Genomic DNA, 14,723 nt, shown 5'->3' with positions numbered 1-14,723 from the left:
TCTTTCAGGTCCGCGTCCCTGGCGTGCGTGGGCGGGAAGGCCCTCCTGGGTCCGTGGACGGCGCGATTCCCGCGAGGCCGGGTGGGTGCTGTCCGCTGTCCCCTGCCCGGCCGGAGGTCTCAGGGGGTGACTGCGTACTCGGTGAACCGGCCGCAGGCCTGGAATCCGAGACGGCGGTAGACCGGTTCCCCGCCCGAGGAGGCCTGCAGGACCGCGGTGCGGTAGCCCGCGTCGAGCGCCGGGCTGCGGTGGCGCAGCTGCCCGAGCGGGATCGTCGCGGCGCCGGCGCCCGGTGGATTCGGCCGCTGTTCAACGGGGCGTGGCCCGGCCGATGATCCACGACTGCTCCCGGTGCCTACCGTCGGGGCCCACACCACTTCCGGGAGCGAACATGCACGACATCCAGGCGACCGAGCACGAGTGCGGCTGCCCGCGGACCGCCGACCTCGACGGAGAGGGGGCGGCCGCGGCCAGTCGGCGCCGGTTCCTGCGCGGGGCCGGTCTGGTGGGCGCCGGGGTCGGTACCGCCGGTCTCGGCCTGCTCGGTGCGGTGCCCGCGCAGGCGGCCGGGCCCGAGCAGAGCGGTGGGGCCGAGCAGGCCGGCGGGGCCGGGAAGAAGCCGAAGAAAGCCGGCGGGAAGGGGCGTTGGCAGCCGGACCCGGACGCCCGGCAGTTCACCGTCGTGGTCCTGCCGGACACCCAGTACCTGTTCGACCAGGACCGGATCCACCCGGCGCCGCTGGAGGCCTCGGTCCGCTACGTGCTGGACGGCGGGGTCAACCGGGAGGACGGGACGGACGACAACATCGTCTTCCTGTCCCATCTCGGGGACGTCACCGAGAACGGCCTGGCCGTCGAGTTCGCCGCCGTCACCAAGGTGTTCGGTCTGCTGGACGACGCGGGCGCGGCCTACGGGGTGCTCGCCGGCAACCACGACGTCCGTTCCTCGACCGACGACCAGCGCGGCAGCACCCCGTACCTGGAGACCTTCAGCAAGGCCAGGGCCGCCCGCACCGCAGGCTACCGCGGCTCCAGCCCGGACGGCTACAACACCTGCCACGTGTTCCGGGCGGCCGGCCGCGACTGGATGGTGCTCTCGCTGGACTGGCGGCTCTCCGACGCGGGCTTCGCCTGGGCGAACGGGGTGATCGCGGCCAACCCGAAGGTCCCGGTGATCCTGACCACCCACGACCTGGCGTACGCCGACGACAGTGGCCGCGCCGAGCTGTCCGACAACGGGAAGCGGCTCTGGGAGCGGCTGGTCGACGGCAACGACCAGATCTTCCTGACCGTCAACGGGCACTACTGGCCGCCCGGCCGCACGGTGCTGAAGAACCGGGCCGGCCACGACGTGCACGTCCACATCACCAACTACCAGGACCGCTACTACGGCGGTGCGGCGATGATCCGGGCGTACCGCTTCGATCTCGACCGCAACACCGTCGACGTCTCGACCTTCTCGCCGTGGATCCAGCAGATCGCGGCCGAGGAGCGCAACGCGCTGGCGGCCCAGCAGGTCGAGCTGACCTCGGACGTGGACCGCTTCTCGCTCGCGATCGACTTCGACCGCCGGTTCGCCGGCTTCGCGCCCGTTCCGCAGCGCCCGGCGCGCCGGGCGGGCGAGCTGCTGGTGCGCGACACGGTGGCCTACTGGCGGTTCGACGGCGGTGGCGGGGACGGCACGGCCGTCTCCCCGCAGCAGGTCGTCAAGGACCTGAGCGGGCAGGGCAACGACCTGCTCTGGCAGGGCGCCCCCGGCACGCCCGAGGGCGCGCTCAGCTGGTCCGCCGAGCACCACCCGGACCAGCCCGGCCACGGCAGTCTGCTGTTCAAGGGCACCCGCTCGCCGGTGCGCGGCGGCTACCTGCAGACCGTGCCCACCGCGCCGCTGAACCGGGAGGCCTTCGAGCGCGGGTTCACCGTCGAGGCCTTCTTCAAGCTGCCCGCCGACTGGGACTCCGCGCAGAGCCGCTGGTCCGCCCTGCTCAGCCGATGGGGGACGGCCGGCGAGGCGGGCAGGAGCGGGCCGGGGGCGGACGCCGACGAGCCGGTCGCCACGCTCAGCGTCTCCGAGGCGCCGGCCCTCCAGTGGTGCGTCTACCCGCTCAACCAGACCGGGGCGTCGACCTGTTGGGGCCACCAGCTGCCGCTGGACCGGTGGTGGCACGTCGCGGTGGTCAACGACGGGAAGCTCAGCCGGATGTACGTCGACGGCTGCGAGGTGGCGCGCAATCCGGCGACGCCCGCGGTCGGGCTGACCACCCTGGGGCGGCCGTGGATGCTGGGCGGGTACGCGTACGCGGGGGTGCTGGACAAGGTCTTCCACGGGTACGTCGGGGACGTGCGGATCGTGCGGAGGGCGCTGCGGGCGGGTGAGTTCATGACCGCCTGACCGCGCTCCACGGCGCTCGACCGCGCTTCACCGCACTCGATCGCGCTCGACCGCACCACGTCGAAACTCCTCCGAAGCACGGACACCGCCGGGCCCTGGTACGGGCCCGGCGGTGCCGTCTCCCGGTACGGCGCGGCGGGCGCCGGTGCGCGACGGCGGGGCCGGAACCGTCAGCGGAGCAGGGTGGCCTCGACCCCGGCGAGGATCGCCGCCAGGCCCTGTTCGAAGCCCTCGTCGAAGTCCTGGAACATCACCCGGCCCGACTCGGCGGCCAGGGGGTGGGCGGCCAGGCGCTCGGCGCGGGCGTCCACGTCGTAGCCCTCCTCGCCGTCGAAGGGGTTGGGGCCCATCGCCTGCTCCTCGATGACGTAGCCGAGGGTGAAGCTGTAGGCGGTCTGCCAGGCCCGGGTGGCGGCCGTCGGGGTGAAGCCGGCCTCGACCAGCACGCGCAGCGAGGCGTCCAGGCCGGCCGCGTAGCTGGTGTCGGTGAACCGGGCGCCGCTGTAGACCTTCGCGCCGTCGCGGTAGCGCAGCAGTTCGGCGCGCAGGGTGCGCATCGTCCTCAGGTAGGTCTCCCGCCAGTCGCCCGCAGGCGGGCCTTCCTCCGCCCGGCCGGTCATGCGGCGCATCATCTCGGTCGCCATCTCGTCGAGCAGCGCCTGCTTGTCCTTGAAGTGCCAGTACAGCGCGGGTGCCTTGACGTCGAGCCGGGTGGCGATGGCGCGCAGCGTCAGGCCGTCCAGGCCGGCCTCGTTCAGCAGGTTCAGCGCGGTGTCGACGACCTGGGCGCGGTCGAGCTTGGGGGTTCTCTGCGGGGTCACGGTTGACAGTTTAACGCCGTTAAGTGCAGGCTTTCGGCAACGGCTACTTAACAACGTTAAGGAGGTTGTCGTGACTTCTCGCGGCATGCACACGGACGTCCTGGTCGTCGGTGCCGGGCCCACCGGACTCGCCCTGGCGCTGGACCTCGCCCGGCACGGCGTCGCCGCGCTGGTGGTCGAGCGCGGCGCGGAACTCTTCCCCGGCTCGCGCGGCAAGGGTCTCCAGCCGCGCACCCTGGAGGTGTTCGACGACTTCGGCGTGCTCGACCGGGTCCGCGCGGTGGCGGGGCACTACCCGCCCAACCTGATCTGGCAGGACGGCGAACCCCAGGGCGAGCACCGGATGTACGACCCGACCGAGCCCTCCGAGGCCGAGCCGTACACCGAGACGCTGATGCTGCCCCAGTGGCGCACCCAGCAGGTGCTGTACGGGCGGCTGCGCGAGCTGGGCGGCGAGGTCGCGTTCGGCCGGGAGCTGGTCGGCCTGGCGCAGGACGAGGAGGGCGTGACCGCCGAGTTCGCCGCCGGCGGCCCGGTCCGGGCTCGGTACGTCGTCGCGGCGGACGGCGGGCGCTCGACGGTGCGGCGACTGCTCGGCATCGGGATGGCCGGCGAGACCGTCGACCCGGACCAGATGCTGGTCGCGGACGTCCGGATCGACGGCCTGGGCCGCGAGCACTGGCACGTGTTCCGGTCCGCCGAGGGGCTGCTGGCGATCTGCCCGCTCGGCGGCACCGAGGACTTCCAGCTGGTCGCCCAGTTCCCGGAGGGCGCGGCCGTCGACCTCACCCTCGACGGACTGCGCGAGGTGGTCGCGGCCCGCTCCCACCTGACCGCCGAGCAGGTCACCGAACTGCGCTGGATCTCCGAGTTCCGCCCGCGCGCCGCACTCGCGGACCGCTTCCGCGCGGGCCGGGTCTTCCTCGCGGGCGACGCCGGGCACGTCCACTCGCCGGCCGGCGGGCAGGGCCTGAACACCAGCGTCCAGGACGCCTACAACCTGGGGTGGAAGCTGGCCGCGGTGCTGGCCGGACGAGCGGGGGAGGAACTGCTCGACAGCTACGAGGAGGAGCGCCGCAGCAACGCGGCGGCGATGCTGGAGCTGTCCACCCGGGTCCACCGCGGCGAGCAGCGCCGCGGCCGGGCGACCCAGCAACTCGGCCTCGGCTACCGGGAGTCCACGCTCTCGGTGGAGACCCGCCGGAACCTCCCGGCGGACGCGCTGCGGGCCGGCGACCGCGCCCCGGACGGCCGGCGGGGCGGCGTCCGGCTGTTCGACGCCTTCCGCGGGCCGCACTGGACGCTGCTCACCGTCGGCACGGACGCGCCGCTGCCCGCCGTCACCGCCCCGGTGGTCCGCATCCCGGCCTACGAGGCGTACGGCACCGGCGTCTTCCTGGTCCGGCCCGACGGCTTCGTCGGCTGGGCCGGTGCGACGGCCGACGGCCTCGGGGAGTACGCGGGCCAGCAGGGGCTGCTCGCCCCCTGAGCGGGCGTCCGGAGCCGTTGGCCGGGCGTCCCGGTCCACCGGAGGGCGACCGCCGGGTGCCGGGTCAATGCCCGCCCGCGTCCTTGACCTTCTCCGCGGCCTGCTTCAGGTCGCTCTTCACCTGCTCGGCCTTGCCCTTGAGCTCGGTCGAGCGGTCGCCGGTGGCCCGACCGGCGGTTTCCTTGGCCTTGCCGCTCGCCTTCTCCGCCATGTTGTGCAGCTTCTTCTCGGTACCCACGGCGGGTGCCTCCTCTCGTCGACGGGGGCGAAGTCCGCCCCGGGCGGCGTCTGCCCCGGTCGGGGGCTTCCATGCGCGGCCCGGGGACTTCCGTGCGTGGCCGGGGTCTTCCGGGTCCCGATCCCGCGCGGGGAAGCCCGGCGGATCGCCGGTGCCGCGGTGCTACCGGGCGGAGCCGGCCTCGGCGGCGGTCTTCAGGTCGTGCAGCCAGCCTTCGAGGCCCTGGCGGAGGATGTCGGTGGCGGCAGGGACGTTGGCGTCGACCTGGGGGCCGGTGTGGGTCTCCTCGGTGCGCACCAGGACGCCGCCGGGCACCTCGGTGAAGTTCCACACGTGCACGCCGTCGATCCGCAGGCCGGTCGCGACCGCCGGGCCGGTCCAGCGGATGCAGGAGCCGGGCCGCAGCTGCCGGACGGTGGAGGTGATCTCCAGGACGGGGTCGGTCGAGGCGGGGTTCGGGGGCAGCGGGGTGGTCCAGTGGAACACCGAACCCGGGCGCAGCGGGCCGCCGTCGAGGCGCTCGGCGCTCTGCAATGGAGCCTGCCAGTCGGGCCAGCGGTCCACGTCGGTCTGGAGCCGCCAGACGGTCCGCAGCGGCGCGTGGATCACGGTCCCGGTCCGGTAGCGGACCCGGGCTTCGGGGTCGACGCCCGCCCCGCGGCAGGTGAGCGAGGAGCCGGGGCGGTGGGCGGTGGCGGCCCCGGCCGGCGCGGCGACGGCGCCGAGCAGGCCGAGGGCGAGCGGGACGGTCAGGAGGGCGCCGCGGATGCCGGTGCCGCGGATGCCGGTGCCGCGGGTGCCGGTGCTGCGGGTGGCGGACATGGAACTCCCCATTCACTGGTCGGCCGTCGGGAACGGCACGGTCGCCGCGAGCTAGATGCTCACGCCTTCGTTAGAAGTTGTAACTCCCCGAGTCCTGCGGGGTCAACAGGTTTCGTGATACCTTCTAACGGAAGCGTGAACATGTAGTCGGGCGACTCGGGGAGCGGGGCGAAGCATGGCCGGGACGGGCACGGACACCCCGCGCGAGCGCTACCGGGCCCAGGTGCGCGAGGAGATCAAGGCGCACGCCTGGGATCAGATCGCCACGGCCGGCGCCTCGGCGCTCTCCGTCAACGCGATCGCCAAGCGGATGGGCCTGAGCGGTCCGGCGCTCTACCGCTACTTCGCCGGCCGCGACGAGCTGATCACCGAACTCGTCCGGGACGCGTACCGCAGCCTCGCCGACACCCTCGGCGCGGCCGCCGCCGAGGGCGCCGACCTGGCCGGGCTCGCCCACGTCCTGCGCGAGTGGGCGCTGGCCGACCCCCAGCGGTACTTCCTGATCTACGGCACCCCGGTGCCCGGCTACCGCGCACCGGAGGACACCACCGCCATCGCCGACGAGGTGATGCGGACGCTGGTCGACGCCTGCGCGGCGCTCGCCCCGGCCGGGCCGGAGACCCCGCAGGCGCCGTTCGCCACCCACCTGCTGGGCCACCGGGGCTGGGCGGGCGATCAGCCGGCCCCGCCCGAGGTGCTGCACCGCTTCCTGGCCTTCTGGACCCGCCTGCACGGTGTGCTGTCACTGGAGCTCGCCGGGCACTTCACCGGCATGGGCTTCCGGCCCGCACTGCTCTTCGAGGCCGAGTTGGACGGCCTGCTGGCACCGCGCTTCTGACCGTCCGCGCTGTTCCGCTGTTCCGCTGTCGCGCTGCCGCCCCGACCGGCATCGGCGGTACCGCGCCGCGGCCTCAATCCTGCCCAGGGTTCGGCTGGGGAAGCGGCGGCGGGTCGGGGTCCGGGAGCGGCTCCGGCGGCGGGATCGGCGGGATCGGCGGGAACGGCGGCGGCGCGGGATCGGGCCCGGGGCCGGGGGTCGGCCGGGTGTCCGGATCCGGGGGCATCGGGACGGTCATCGGGGCACCTCCTGGGGTGGAGCGCGCCGCTCAGCGGCCGAGTGCGTGCGCCAGCCGGCTCTTGTTCATCGTGGAGCGGCCCTTGATGCCGCGCTGCCTGGCCTCGTTGTACAGCTGGTCGTAGGTCGGGCCCCGGGCGCCCCGGTGCGAGCGCTGTCCGCCGCGCCGGCCGGAGGACATGTCGTGGGTCGAACTCCGGCTGGCGGTCCTCGATTCGCCGTGCCTGGCGCGCTCCTTGTTCACCGTCCGGGCGGCGATCTCCTCGGCCCGCTTCTCGCTCTCGCCCCGGTCGAGCGCGCTGTCCTTGATGTGCTCGTACTGGCGCTCCCGCTCGGGGCTGGATCCTCGGGGCATGGCCGGAGCCTCCGTTCCTTGCTCGGGGTCGTCGTGCCGCGGCGTGTACCCGCGTGCGCCGCCGCGAATCCGCCGGTCGGGGGTGGTGCGAGGGCCGTTCCGGAGCCCGGCGGCCGGTCGGCCCCGCCCCCGAGGTCGGCACGCGCGGGGCGACGGGGCGTGTGCGGCGGGTCGTGCTCCGGTCCGTACGGGTGTGCCGGGTGTGGCGCGTTCGCCGCAGCGTCACTCCGGGTAATTGAACGGCTGCACGTTGTTGGCGGAGGGGGTGGGGTCAGGGAGTCGCGATGACGGAACACGAGCAGCTCGGCGCGCCCGCCGGCCCGGAAGGGCGGCCCACCCGGCCCGAACGGGTGCCGCCGCAGGCCCCCGCGCCCGGACGGCGTGAGACGAGCGCCCGGTCCGGACCGGACGGCGACGGGACCGCGGCGCCCTGGCCCGACATGATGCTGCCGCTGCTGCGCACCCCGACGGCCGATCGGCAGCCCGGGCCGGAGGTGGCCGGCGCGGAGCCGCCGGCCGGTGTCGAACCGGCGCAGGTGCTGGACCTCGCGCTGCTGGTCGGCGAGCTGCTGCTGGCCAGCGGCGAGGCCGCGGAGGACGTCGAGGCGGCCATGCTCGCGGTCGCGCACGCCTACCGGCTCCACCCGTGCGACCCGCAGGTCACCTTCACCCGGGTGGCGATCTCGTACCAGCCCGGCCCGTCGGAGCCCTCGCTGACGGCCGAGTGCTCGGTCCGCCGTCCGGCGGTCGACTACGCGCGGCTGGCGGCCGTGTTCCGGCTGGTCATCGAGATCACGGTGGGCGGGATGGCCGTCCGGGAGGCGCACGGCCGGCTGGTGGCGGCTCGCCGGCACAGCCGCCGCTACTCGGGCCGGCTGTTCGTGCTCTGCTGCGGGGGGATGGCCGGGGCCGCCACCCTGCTGATCGGCGGCCGGGCCGACGCCCGGGCCTGGCTGGTGTTCGCCAGCGCCGTCGTCGCCGCGCTGACGGGCGAGCGGCTCTCGGCGCTGGTGGCGCGCCACGACCTCCCGGCCTTCTACCAGTTCGTGGTGGCGGCGGTGCCCGCCGCCGTGATCGGCATCCTGCTGTCGTTCAACGGGCTGCACCTGCGTGGATCGGTGGTGATCACCGGGGGGCTGTACGCGGTGCTGCCGGGGTGGCCCATGGTGGCGGCGGCCCAGGACGGCCTGGCAGGTTTCTACCTCACCGCCGCCGCCCGGCTGCTCGAAGCGCTGTACCTGATGGCCGGGGTGGTGATCGGGGTGATGACGGTGCTCTACGTCGGCGTCAACAACGGCGCCGACCTGGCCGCCCAGGACGCCCCGACCGGGGCGGTGAACCCGCCGCTGCAGCTGGCCGCCGCGGTGCTCCTGACGCTGGCGTTCGCGGTGCTGCTGAACACCGAGCCGGGCACCCTGCCGGCGGTGCTGCTGAACAGCGCGGCCGGCTGGACCACGTACGGGGTGCTGGTGAACGCGGGCGGCGAGCCGATCCTGGCCACCGGCCTGGCGGCGGGGCTGGTGGGACTGTCCGGCCAGCTCATGGCGCGCTGCCGGGGCAGTTCGGCGCTGCCGCACATCACGGCCGCGCTGGGGCCGCTGCTGCCCGGCTCGGTGCTGTACTTCGGGATGCTCGCCTTCGTGCGGGGCGAGCCCGAGGTCGGGCTGAGCGGCATCGGGCGGGCCGGCGCGATGGCGATGGCCCTCGCCATCGGCGTCAACCTGGGCCGCGAGCTCGCCCGGCTCTTCCTGCCCGCGCCCCGGGTGGCCGCGCCGCCCCGCCGCCGGCGCGGCCGCCACCGGCGCTGAGAGGGAATGACGGGCCGGTTGTTTGCCCGGGCGGCGGCGCGGTACACGCGTGGGGTGTGGAGCCGGGCCGGGCGGGACCGGCCCGCTCCCCGGGGAAGGCCCAGGCCGGTTCGAGCCGACGAGGCCGCCCCCGTCGCCAGCCACCCGTCAACCCAACCCTGGAGACCCTCGTGATAGTCCTCGGTGTCATCCTGCTCATCATCGGCTTCGTCACCGGCATCTCGATCCTGTGGACCATCGGCATCGTGCTGGTCGTGATCGGTCTGGTCCTGTGGGTCGCCGGGGCACTCGGGCACGCCGTCGGCGGCCGCCGGCACTACTACTGACCCGGGCTGACCCCTGTTCAGTGCCGTGCTCCGACCGTCCGACGCACCGGACCGCCCCGCTCAGGGGCGGTCCTCGTGCAGTCCGCAGAGCCACGCCAGGGCCCGGTGGACGCCGAGCACGTAGCTGTGGTCCGACCCCTGGGCGCGGACCCGGTGGAGGTGGACGGCGGCGGCCTGGCACTCGGCCATCAGCTGGGCGTGGCACGGACCGGTGGCGCCGGCCGTCGCGGCGGCCGTGGCCGCGGCGGTGACCGGGGCCGCGACCTGGGCGCCGGCGGCCCACCGGTAGGCGCCGAGCACGCCGTGCTCGAAGCCGGTCCAGGGCCGCGGGCGCCGATTGACCTTGTCGATCGCGGCGAACACCTCGTCCAGCGGGCGCACTCCCACGCCCGGGACGGTCTCGTCACTGGTCATGTCCGCAACCTACGTCCGCCCGCCACGGCCCGCCCCCGGGGACCGCGGCCCGGTACGGCGCCGCGGCCCCGCGCCACCCGAGCGGCGGAGGCGGTCGCGCCCGCCGGACCCGGGCCCGGCCGGGCGGCGGGGCCGGGACGGGTAGGCTGACCAGGACGTGTCCGGCCGGAGAGGTGGCCGGGCCGGAGGAACGGTGCGGGCCGGCGGCCCGCCGGTGGAGACCCCTGATGACTCGTCGTTTTGACTGCTCGAACCCGTCCGAGCGCGCGGCCGGGCTGCGCGAGGCCGTGGCCGCGGTGCGCCGCGGCGACCTGGTCGTGCTGCCCACGGACACCGTGTACGGCGTGGGCGCCGACGCCTTCGCGCCGGAGGCGGTGGACCGCCTGCTGCGGGCCAAGGGCCGGGGCCGGAACATGCCCTCGCCGGTGCTGGTCGGCTCCCCGGAGGCGCTGGACGGGCTGGTCGAGGTGACGGAGCGCGCCCGGCAGCTGGTCAAGGAGTTCTGGCCGGGCGGGCTGACCGTGGTCGCCCGCCACCTGGAGTCGGTCGAGCTGGACCTCGGCGAGACCAACGGGACGGTCGCGGTGCGGATGCCCGCGCACCCGGTCGCCATCGAACTGCTCAACGCCACCGGGCCGTTGGCCGTCTCCAGTGCGAACCTGACCGGGCACGACTCGCCGCAGGACTGCGACGCCGCCCAGGGCATGCTCGGCGACTCGGTGGCCGTCTACCTCGACGGGGGCCCGACCGCGGCCGCCGTGCCCTCCTCGATCGTGGACGTCACCGGCGAGGTGCCGGTCCTGCTGCGGGCGGGCGCGCTCGGCGCCGAGCGGCTGCGCGAGGTGGTCCCCGACCTGCGGGAGCGCTGAGCCCGAAGTCCTCGGACGGCGCCGCGCCCGGTCGAAGGGCCGTACCGCGTGGCGCCCCGGCGGCCGGGGCCGGCGCCGCTAGGGTCGGCGATGGCGTGCGAGGGCGGGCCCTCCGCCGGGCCGGGGAGGGGGTCGGCGCCGCGACCGGGGGCGTCACCGGCTCCGCTGCGGAGGTTCCATGAGCGCTTCGTCCACCGCGCCGCCCCGGGCGCAGGACCGCACCCGGGCGCGGGTCCGGCAGGGCAGCAGGCTGCTGCGCTGGCTGTTCACCACGGACCACAAGGTCATCGGGAACCTCTACCTGGCGACGGCCTTCGGCTTCTTCCTGGTCGGAGGCGTGCTCGCGCTGCTGATGCGGGCCCAGCTGATGGGGCCGGACACCGGGCTGCTGTCGAACGAGCGGTACAACCAGCTGTTCACCATGCACGGCACGATCATGCTGCTGCTGTTCGCCACCCCGACCTTCGCCGGGTTCGCCAACGCGATCATGCCGCTGCAGATCGGCTCGCCGGACGTCGCCTTCCCCCGGCTGAACGCCTTCACCTACTGGGCCTTCCTGCTGGGCGGGCTGATGGTGCTGAGCGGCTTCCTCACCACCGGGGGCGCGCCCTCGTTCGGCTGGTTCGCGTACGCGCCGCTGAACGGGCCGCTGTTCTCGCCCGGGGCGGGCGGGGACCTGTGGGCGCTCGGTCTGGTGGTGGCCGGCCTCGGCACCATCCTCGGGTCGGTCAACTTCATCACCACCATCACCTGCCTGCGGGCGCCGGGCATGACGCTGTTCCGGATGCCGATCTTCACCTGGAACGTGCTGTTCACCTCCGTCATGGTGCTGCTGGCCTTCCCGGTGCTGACCGCCGCACTGCTCTGCCTGGAGGCGGACCGCAAGTTCGGCGCGCACGCCTTCGACGCGGCGAACGGCGGGGCGCTGCTGTGGCAGCACCTGTTCTGGTTCTTCGGCCACCCGGAGGTGTACATCGTCGCGGTGCCGTTCTTCGGCATCATCAGCGAGATCGTCCCGGTGTTCAGCCGCAAGCCGCTGTTCGGCTACTACGGCATGATCGGCGCGACCATCGCCATCACCGCGCTGTCCATGTCGGTGTGGGCCCACCACATGTTCGCCACCGGCCAGGTGCTGCTGCCGTTCTTCTCGATGATGTCCTTCCTGATCGCGGTGCCCACCGGGGTGAAGTTCTTCAACTGGGTCGGGACGATGTGGAACGGCTCGCTGTCCTTCGAGACCCCGATGCTCTGGTCGATCGGCTTCCTGGTGACCTTCCTGTTCGGCGGGCTGAGCGGGGTGCTGCTGGCCGCGCCGCCGATCGACTTCCACGTCACCGACAGCTACTTCGTGGTGGCCCACCTGCACTACGTACTGTTCGGGACGGTCGTCTTCGCCACCTTCGGGGGCTTCTACTTCTGGTGGCCGAAGCTCACCGGGAAGATGCTCGACGAGCGGCTGGGCAAGGTCCACTTCTGGATCCTGTTCACGGGGTTCCAGACCACCTTCCTGGTGATGCACTGGCTCGGCGCCCAGGGGATGCCGCGCCGCTACGCGAGCTACCTGGCGGTGGACGACTTCACGGCCCTGAACGTCTGCGCCTCGATCGGCTCGTTCCTGCTCGGGATCTCCAACCTGCCGTTCTTCTACAACGTCTGGCGGACCACCAGGTACGGCGAGCAGGTCGCCGAGGACGATCCGTGGGGCTGGGGCCGGTCGCTGGAGTGGGCCACCTCCAGCCCGCCGCCGTCGCACAACTTCCACGCGCTGCCCCGGATCCGCTCCGAGTCGCCGGCCTTCGACCTGCACCATCCGGAGGTGCCGACGGAGGAGTCTTCGAGCGGCAACGCCGGTGTGCCGCACGGCCGTTCAGGCGGGCGGGGGAGCGGGCGGTGAAGGCGGAGGGATGGCTGTTCGCCGTCATGACGGCGTTCTTCGCGGTGACCGGACTGGTCTACGGCCTCTGGGCCCGGGAGCCGGCCGGCAAGGCGATCCTGGCGGTGGCGTTCCTGATGTCCGGCCTGGTCGCGCTGTTCTGGTTCGTCCAGCACCGGCGGCTGGGCGGCGGCCGGGCGCAGGACCGCAAGGAGGCCGAGATCGCCGAGGCCGCAGGGCCGGTGGGGTTCTTCCCGGCCCGCAGCGGCTGTCCGGTCCTCGCGGCGGTCGGTGTGACGGTCTTCGCCCTGGGACTGGTCTTCGCCCGGTGGCTGATCGTCGTCGGCTCCCTGGTGCTCGCGTTCGCCGTCGCCGGCTTCATCTTCCAGTACCGCGACGACGACGCGGGCTGAACCGGCGCAGCAGCCGCCGGAGCGGGCCGCCCGGGGTGGGTGCGGGCGCCCGGACGGCCGGGGGAGCGGGGTGGGCCGGGGCGGTGAGGGCGGCCGCCATCCGCTCCGACTCCCGCTCGGTGGAGGGGAGTTCGACCCGGTCGCGGTGGAACCAGGAGCTCGCCGCGGCCCGTACCCGCTCGTGCCGCGGCGCCCCCCGAGGGGCCGTGACCGGATCCGCCGCGGAGCGCGCCAGCAGCACGTACCGCTCGGCCTCGGGCACCGGGCGGTAGTGGCCGGAGAAGCCGCCGTCGTGCGACTGGTCGATCCGGCCGGTCTCGTCGCCGTCCAGCAGCCGGGAGCGGTCCCGGGCCTGCAGGGCCAGGCAGAGGCGCCGGGTGAGCACGAAGACCACCGGCGGCAGCACCACCAGGGCCGTCCGCAGCACCACGGTGAGCGCGTTCACGGAGAGCTCGAAGGCGTACGCGATGACGTCGTTGCCGCCGGCGATCAGCAGCACCGCGTAGACGGTGATCCCGGCGGTGCCCAGCGCGGTGCGGGTGGGCCGGTCGCGCGGGCGGTCGCACAGGTGGTGCTCGCCGGTCCCGGGGTCGAGCCACCGTTCGACGAAGGGGTAGGCGTACAGCGCCGCGAACAGCAGACCGGGCACCACCAGGGCGGGCAGGAACACGTTCCACGACACGGTGTGCCCGAGCAGCCTGGTCTCGGCGGCCGGCATCAGGCGCAGCGCCCCCTCGATGAAGCCGATGTACCAGTCCGGCTGCGCGCCGGTCCCGACCACGTCCGGGCGGTAGGAGCCGTACCGCCAGATCGGGTTGACCTCGGCGAGGAAGGCCGACAGCGCCATCACGCCGCCCACCGCGAACATCAGGCCCACCGTGCGGGTGAGGAACTGGGGGAAGAACGGCGTCCCCACCACGTTGCGGTTGGTGCGGCCGGGGGCGGCCCAGTGGGTGTGCTTCAGCACCACCACCAGCGTCAGGTGCGCCCCGAGCAGGGCCAGCAGCAGGCCCGGGACCAGGAGGACGTGCACGGTGAACAGCCGGGGGATGACCTCGTGACCGGGGAAGTCGCCGCCGAAGGCGAACAGGGTGAGGTAGCTGCCGACCAGCGGCACCGACAGCAGGACGCCCTCGGCGATCCGCAGGCCGGTGCCGGAGAGGGTGTCGTCCGGCAGCGAGTAGCCGGAGAACCCCTCCAGCAGCGCGAGGTTGAACAGTGTCACCCCGATCACCCAGTTGAGCTCGCGCGGGCGGCGGAACGCCCCGGTGAAGAACACCCGCAGCAGGTGCACACCGATCGCGGAGGCGAACAGCAGCGCCGACCAGTGATGGATCTGACGGATCATCAACCCGCCCCGCACCTCGAAGCTGATCCGCAGGGTGGACGCGTACGCCTCGGACACCCGTACGCCGTCGAGCGGCAGGTAGGCGCCCCGGTAGACGACCTCGTTCATGCTCGGCCGGAAGAAGAGCGTCAGGTAGACGCCGGTCAGCAGCAGCACCACGAAGCTGTACAGCGCGAGTTCGCCGAGCAGGAAGGACCAGTGGTCCGGGAAGACCTTGCGCAGCAGCTCCCGGCCCGCCTCCGTGACCGGCAGCCGTGCGTCCAGGCGGGTCGCGACGCGCTCGCCGGCGGACGGCTCGCGCCCGTTCGAAGCCCTGGTTTCGTCCACGGCAGGAACCTAGTGGGCCTCGCGGCGCACGGGGCGGCCGAGCGTCGCGGATGTCGCGGCGGGTGGAGGCAGAGCACTCCAACGGCGGAACGGGCATCGGGTGCCCGGGCGTCCGTATCGAACGAGCCTCCGGTGGCGGTGGCGGTGGCGGTG

At 73.8% G+C, this 14,723-nt stretch carries 14 protein-coding genes and 1 pseudogene; 8 read left to right on the top strand and 7 right to left on the bottom strand.

Translation table 11 applies throughout. From position 1 onward, the window contains the following. Positions 1 to 119: 119 nt before the first annotated feature. Positions 120 to 239: pseudogene (locus ACWGJO_RS23695) on the bottom strand (GNAT family N-acetyltransferase); the annotation flags it as partial. 152 nt (positions 240 to 391) lie between these two features. On the opposite strand from ACWGJO_RS23695, the gene ACWGJO_RS23690 reads away from it, so the two are divergent. Further along, on the top strand, positions 392 to 2,392 hold the full coding sequence (locus tag ACWGJO_RS23690) for a LamG-like jellyroll fold domain-containing protein (protein ID WP_452186599.1): 2,001 nt from the start codon (positions 392 to 394) through the stop codon (positions 2,390 to 2,392). 170 nt (positions 2,393 to 2,562) lie between these two features. Here the strand turns inward: ACWGJO_RS23690 and ACWGJO_RS23685 are convergent, their stop codons facing one another. Then, entirely contained in the window at positions 2,563 to 3,213 is a 651-nt protein-coding gene (locus ACWGJO_RS23685; protein ID WP_452186597.1) for a TetR/AcrR family transcriptional regulator C-terminal domain-containing protein, read from the bottom strand. A gap of 85 nt (positions 3,214 to 3,298) precedes the next feature. On the opposite strand from ACWGJO_RS23685, the gene ACWGJO_RS23680 reads away from it, so the two are divergent. Continuing rightward, positions 3,299 to 4,702: an FAD-dependent monooxygenase gene (locus ACWGJO_RS23680; RefSeq protein WP_452186645.1), complete on the top strand. Its 1,404-nt coding sequence runs from the start codon at positions 3,299 to 3,301 to the stop codon at positions 4,700 to 4,702. Positions 4,703 to 4,766: 64 nt separating this feature from the next. Here the strand turns inward: ACWGJO_RS23680 and ACWGJO_RS23675 are convergent, their stop codons facing one another. After that, positions 4,767 to 4,940, bottom strand: coding sequence for a CsbD family protein (locus tag ACWGJO_RS23675; RefSeq protein ID WP_452186595.1), 174 nt, complete (start codon positions 4,938 to 4,940; stop codon positions 4,767 to 4,769). Positions 4,941 to 5,102: 162 nt separating this feature from the next. Continuing rightward, the gene (locus ACWGJO_RS23670) at positions 5,103 to 5,762 is read right to left on the bottom strand and encodes an SRPBCC family protein (RefSeq protein ID WP_452186593.1); all 660 of its coding nucleotides are present in this window, start codon (positions 5,760 to 5,762) and stop codon (positions 5,103 to 5,105) included. 175 nt (positions 5,763 to 5,937) lie between these two features. On the opposite strand from ACWGJO_RS23670, the gene ACWGJO_RS23665 reads away from it, so the two are divergent. Next, complete coding sequence (locus ACWGJO_RS23665) at positions 5,938 to 6,600, top strand: TetR/AcrR family transcriptional regulator (RefSeq protein WP_452186591.1); 663 nt, start codon at positions 5,938 to 5,940, stop codon at positions 6,598 to 6,600. A gap of 268 nt (positions 6,601 to 6,868) precedes the next feature. On the opposite strand, the gene ACWGJO_RS23660 is transcribed toward ACWGJO_RS23665, so the two are convergent. Next, positions 6,869 to 7,192 carry a plasmid stabilization protein gene (locus ACWGJO_RS23660; protein WP_359903181.1) on the bottom strand — a complete coding sequence of 108 codons (324 nt, stop codon included), beginning with the start codon at positions 7,190 to 7,192 and terminating at the stop codon, positions 6,869 to 6,871. Positions 7,193 to 7,476: 284 nt separating this feature from the next. Between ACWGJO_RS23660 and ACWGJO_RS23655 the strand changes: the two genes are divergently transcribed. Further along, positions 7,477 to 9,000: a threonine/serine ThrE exporter family protein gene (locus tag ACWGJO_RS23655; RefSeq protein WP_452186588.1), complete on the top strand. Its 1,524-nt coding sequence runs from the start codon at positions 7,477 to 7,479 to the stop codon at positions 8,998 to 9,000. Positions 9,001 to 9,170: 170 nt separating this feature from the next. Beyond that, positions 9,171 to 9,326 carry a DUF6131 family protein gene (locus ACWGJO_RS23650; RefSeq protein WP_452186586.1) on the top strand — a complete coding sequence of 52 codons (156 nt, stop codon included), beginning with the start codon at positions 9,171 to 9,173 and terminating at the stop codon, positions 9,324 to 9,326. A gap of 60 nt (positions 9,327 to 9,386) precedes the next feature. Here the strand turns inward: ACWGJO_RS23650 and ACWGJO_RS23645 are convergent, their stop codons facing one another. Next, positions 9,387 to 9,740 carry a hypothetical protein gene (locus tag ACWGJO_RS23645; protein ID WP_452186584.1) on the bottom strand — a complete coding sequence of 118 codons (354 nt, stop codon included), beginning with the start codon at positions 9,738 to 9,740 and terminating at the stop codon, positions 9,387 to 9,389. Positions 9,741 to 9,967: 227 nt separating this feature from the next. On the opposite strand from ACWGJO_RS23645, the gene ACWGJO_RS23640 reads away from it, so the two are divergent. The 3 genes from ACWGJO_RS23640 (at position 9,968) to ctaF (ending at position 12,895) form a co-directional block, all read left to right on the top strand. Then, on the top strand, positions 9,968 to 10,609 hold the full coding sequence (locus ACWGJO_RS23640; RefSeq protein ID WP_452186582.1) for an L-threonylcarbamoyladenylate synthase: 642 nt from the start codon (positions 9,968 to 9,970) through the stop codon (positions 10,607 to 10,609). 178 nt (positions 10,610 to 10,787) lie between these two features. Next, positions 10,788 to 12,503: an aa3-type cytochrome oxidase subunit I gene (ctaD, locus tag ACWGJO_RS23635; RefSeq protein WP_452186580.1), complete on the top strand. Its 1,716-nt coding sequence runs from the start codon at positions 10,788 to 10,790 to the stop codon at positions 12,501 to 12,503. Continuing rightward, positions 12,500 to 12,895 (top strand): aa3-type cytochrome oxidase subunit IV, encoded by a 396-nt coding sequence (gene ctaF / locus ACWGJO_RS23630; RefSeq protein WP_452186578.1) that lies wholly within the window; start codon positions 12,500 to 12,502, stop codon positions 12,893 to 12,895. Before ctaD ends, ctaF begins: the two co-directional genes overlap by 4 nt. On the opposite strand, the gene qcrB is transcribed toward ctaF, so the two are convergent. Next, complete coding sequence (gene qcrB / locus ACWGJO_RS23625) at positions 12,861 to 14,570, bottom strand: cytochrome bc1 complex cytochrome b subunit (protein ID WP_452186576.1); 1,710 nt, start codon at positions 14,568 to 14,570, stop codon at positions 12,861 to 12,863. The two genes, ctaF and qcrB, sit on opposite strands and share 35 nt — an antisense overlap. Positions 14,571 to 14,723: the final 153 nt, after the last annotated feature.

It is taken from the genome of Kitasatospora sp. NPDC054795 (assembly GCF_053611565.1).
Note: the sequence above shows the minus strand (reverse complement) of the source record. Positions and strands in the feature narration are given on the sequence as shown.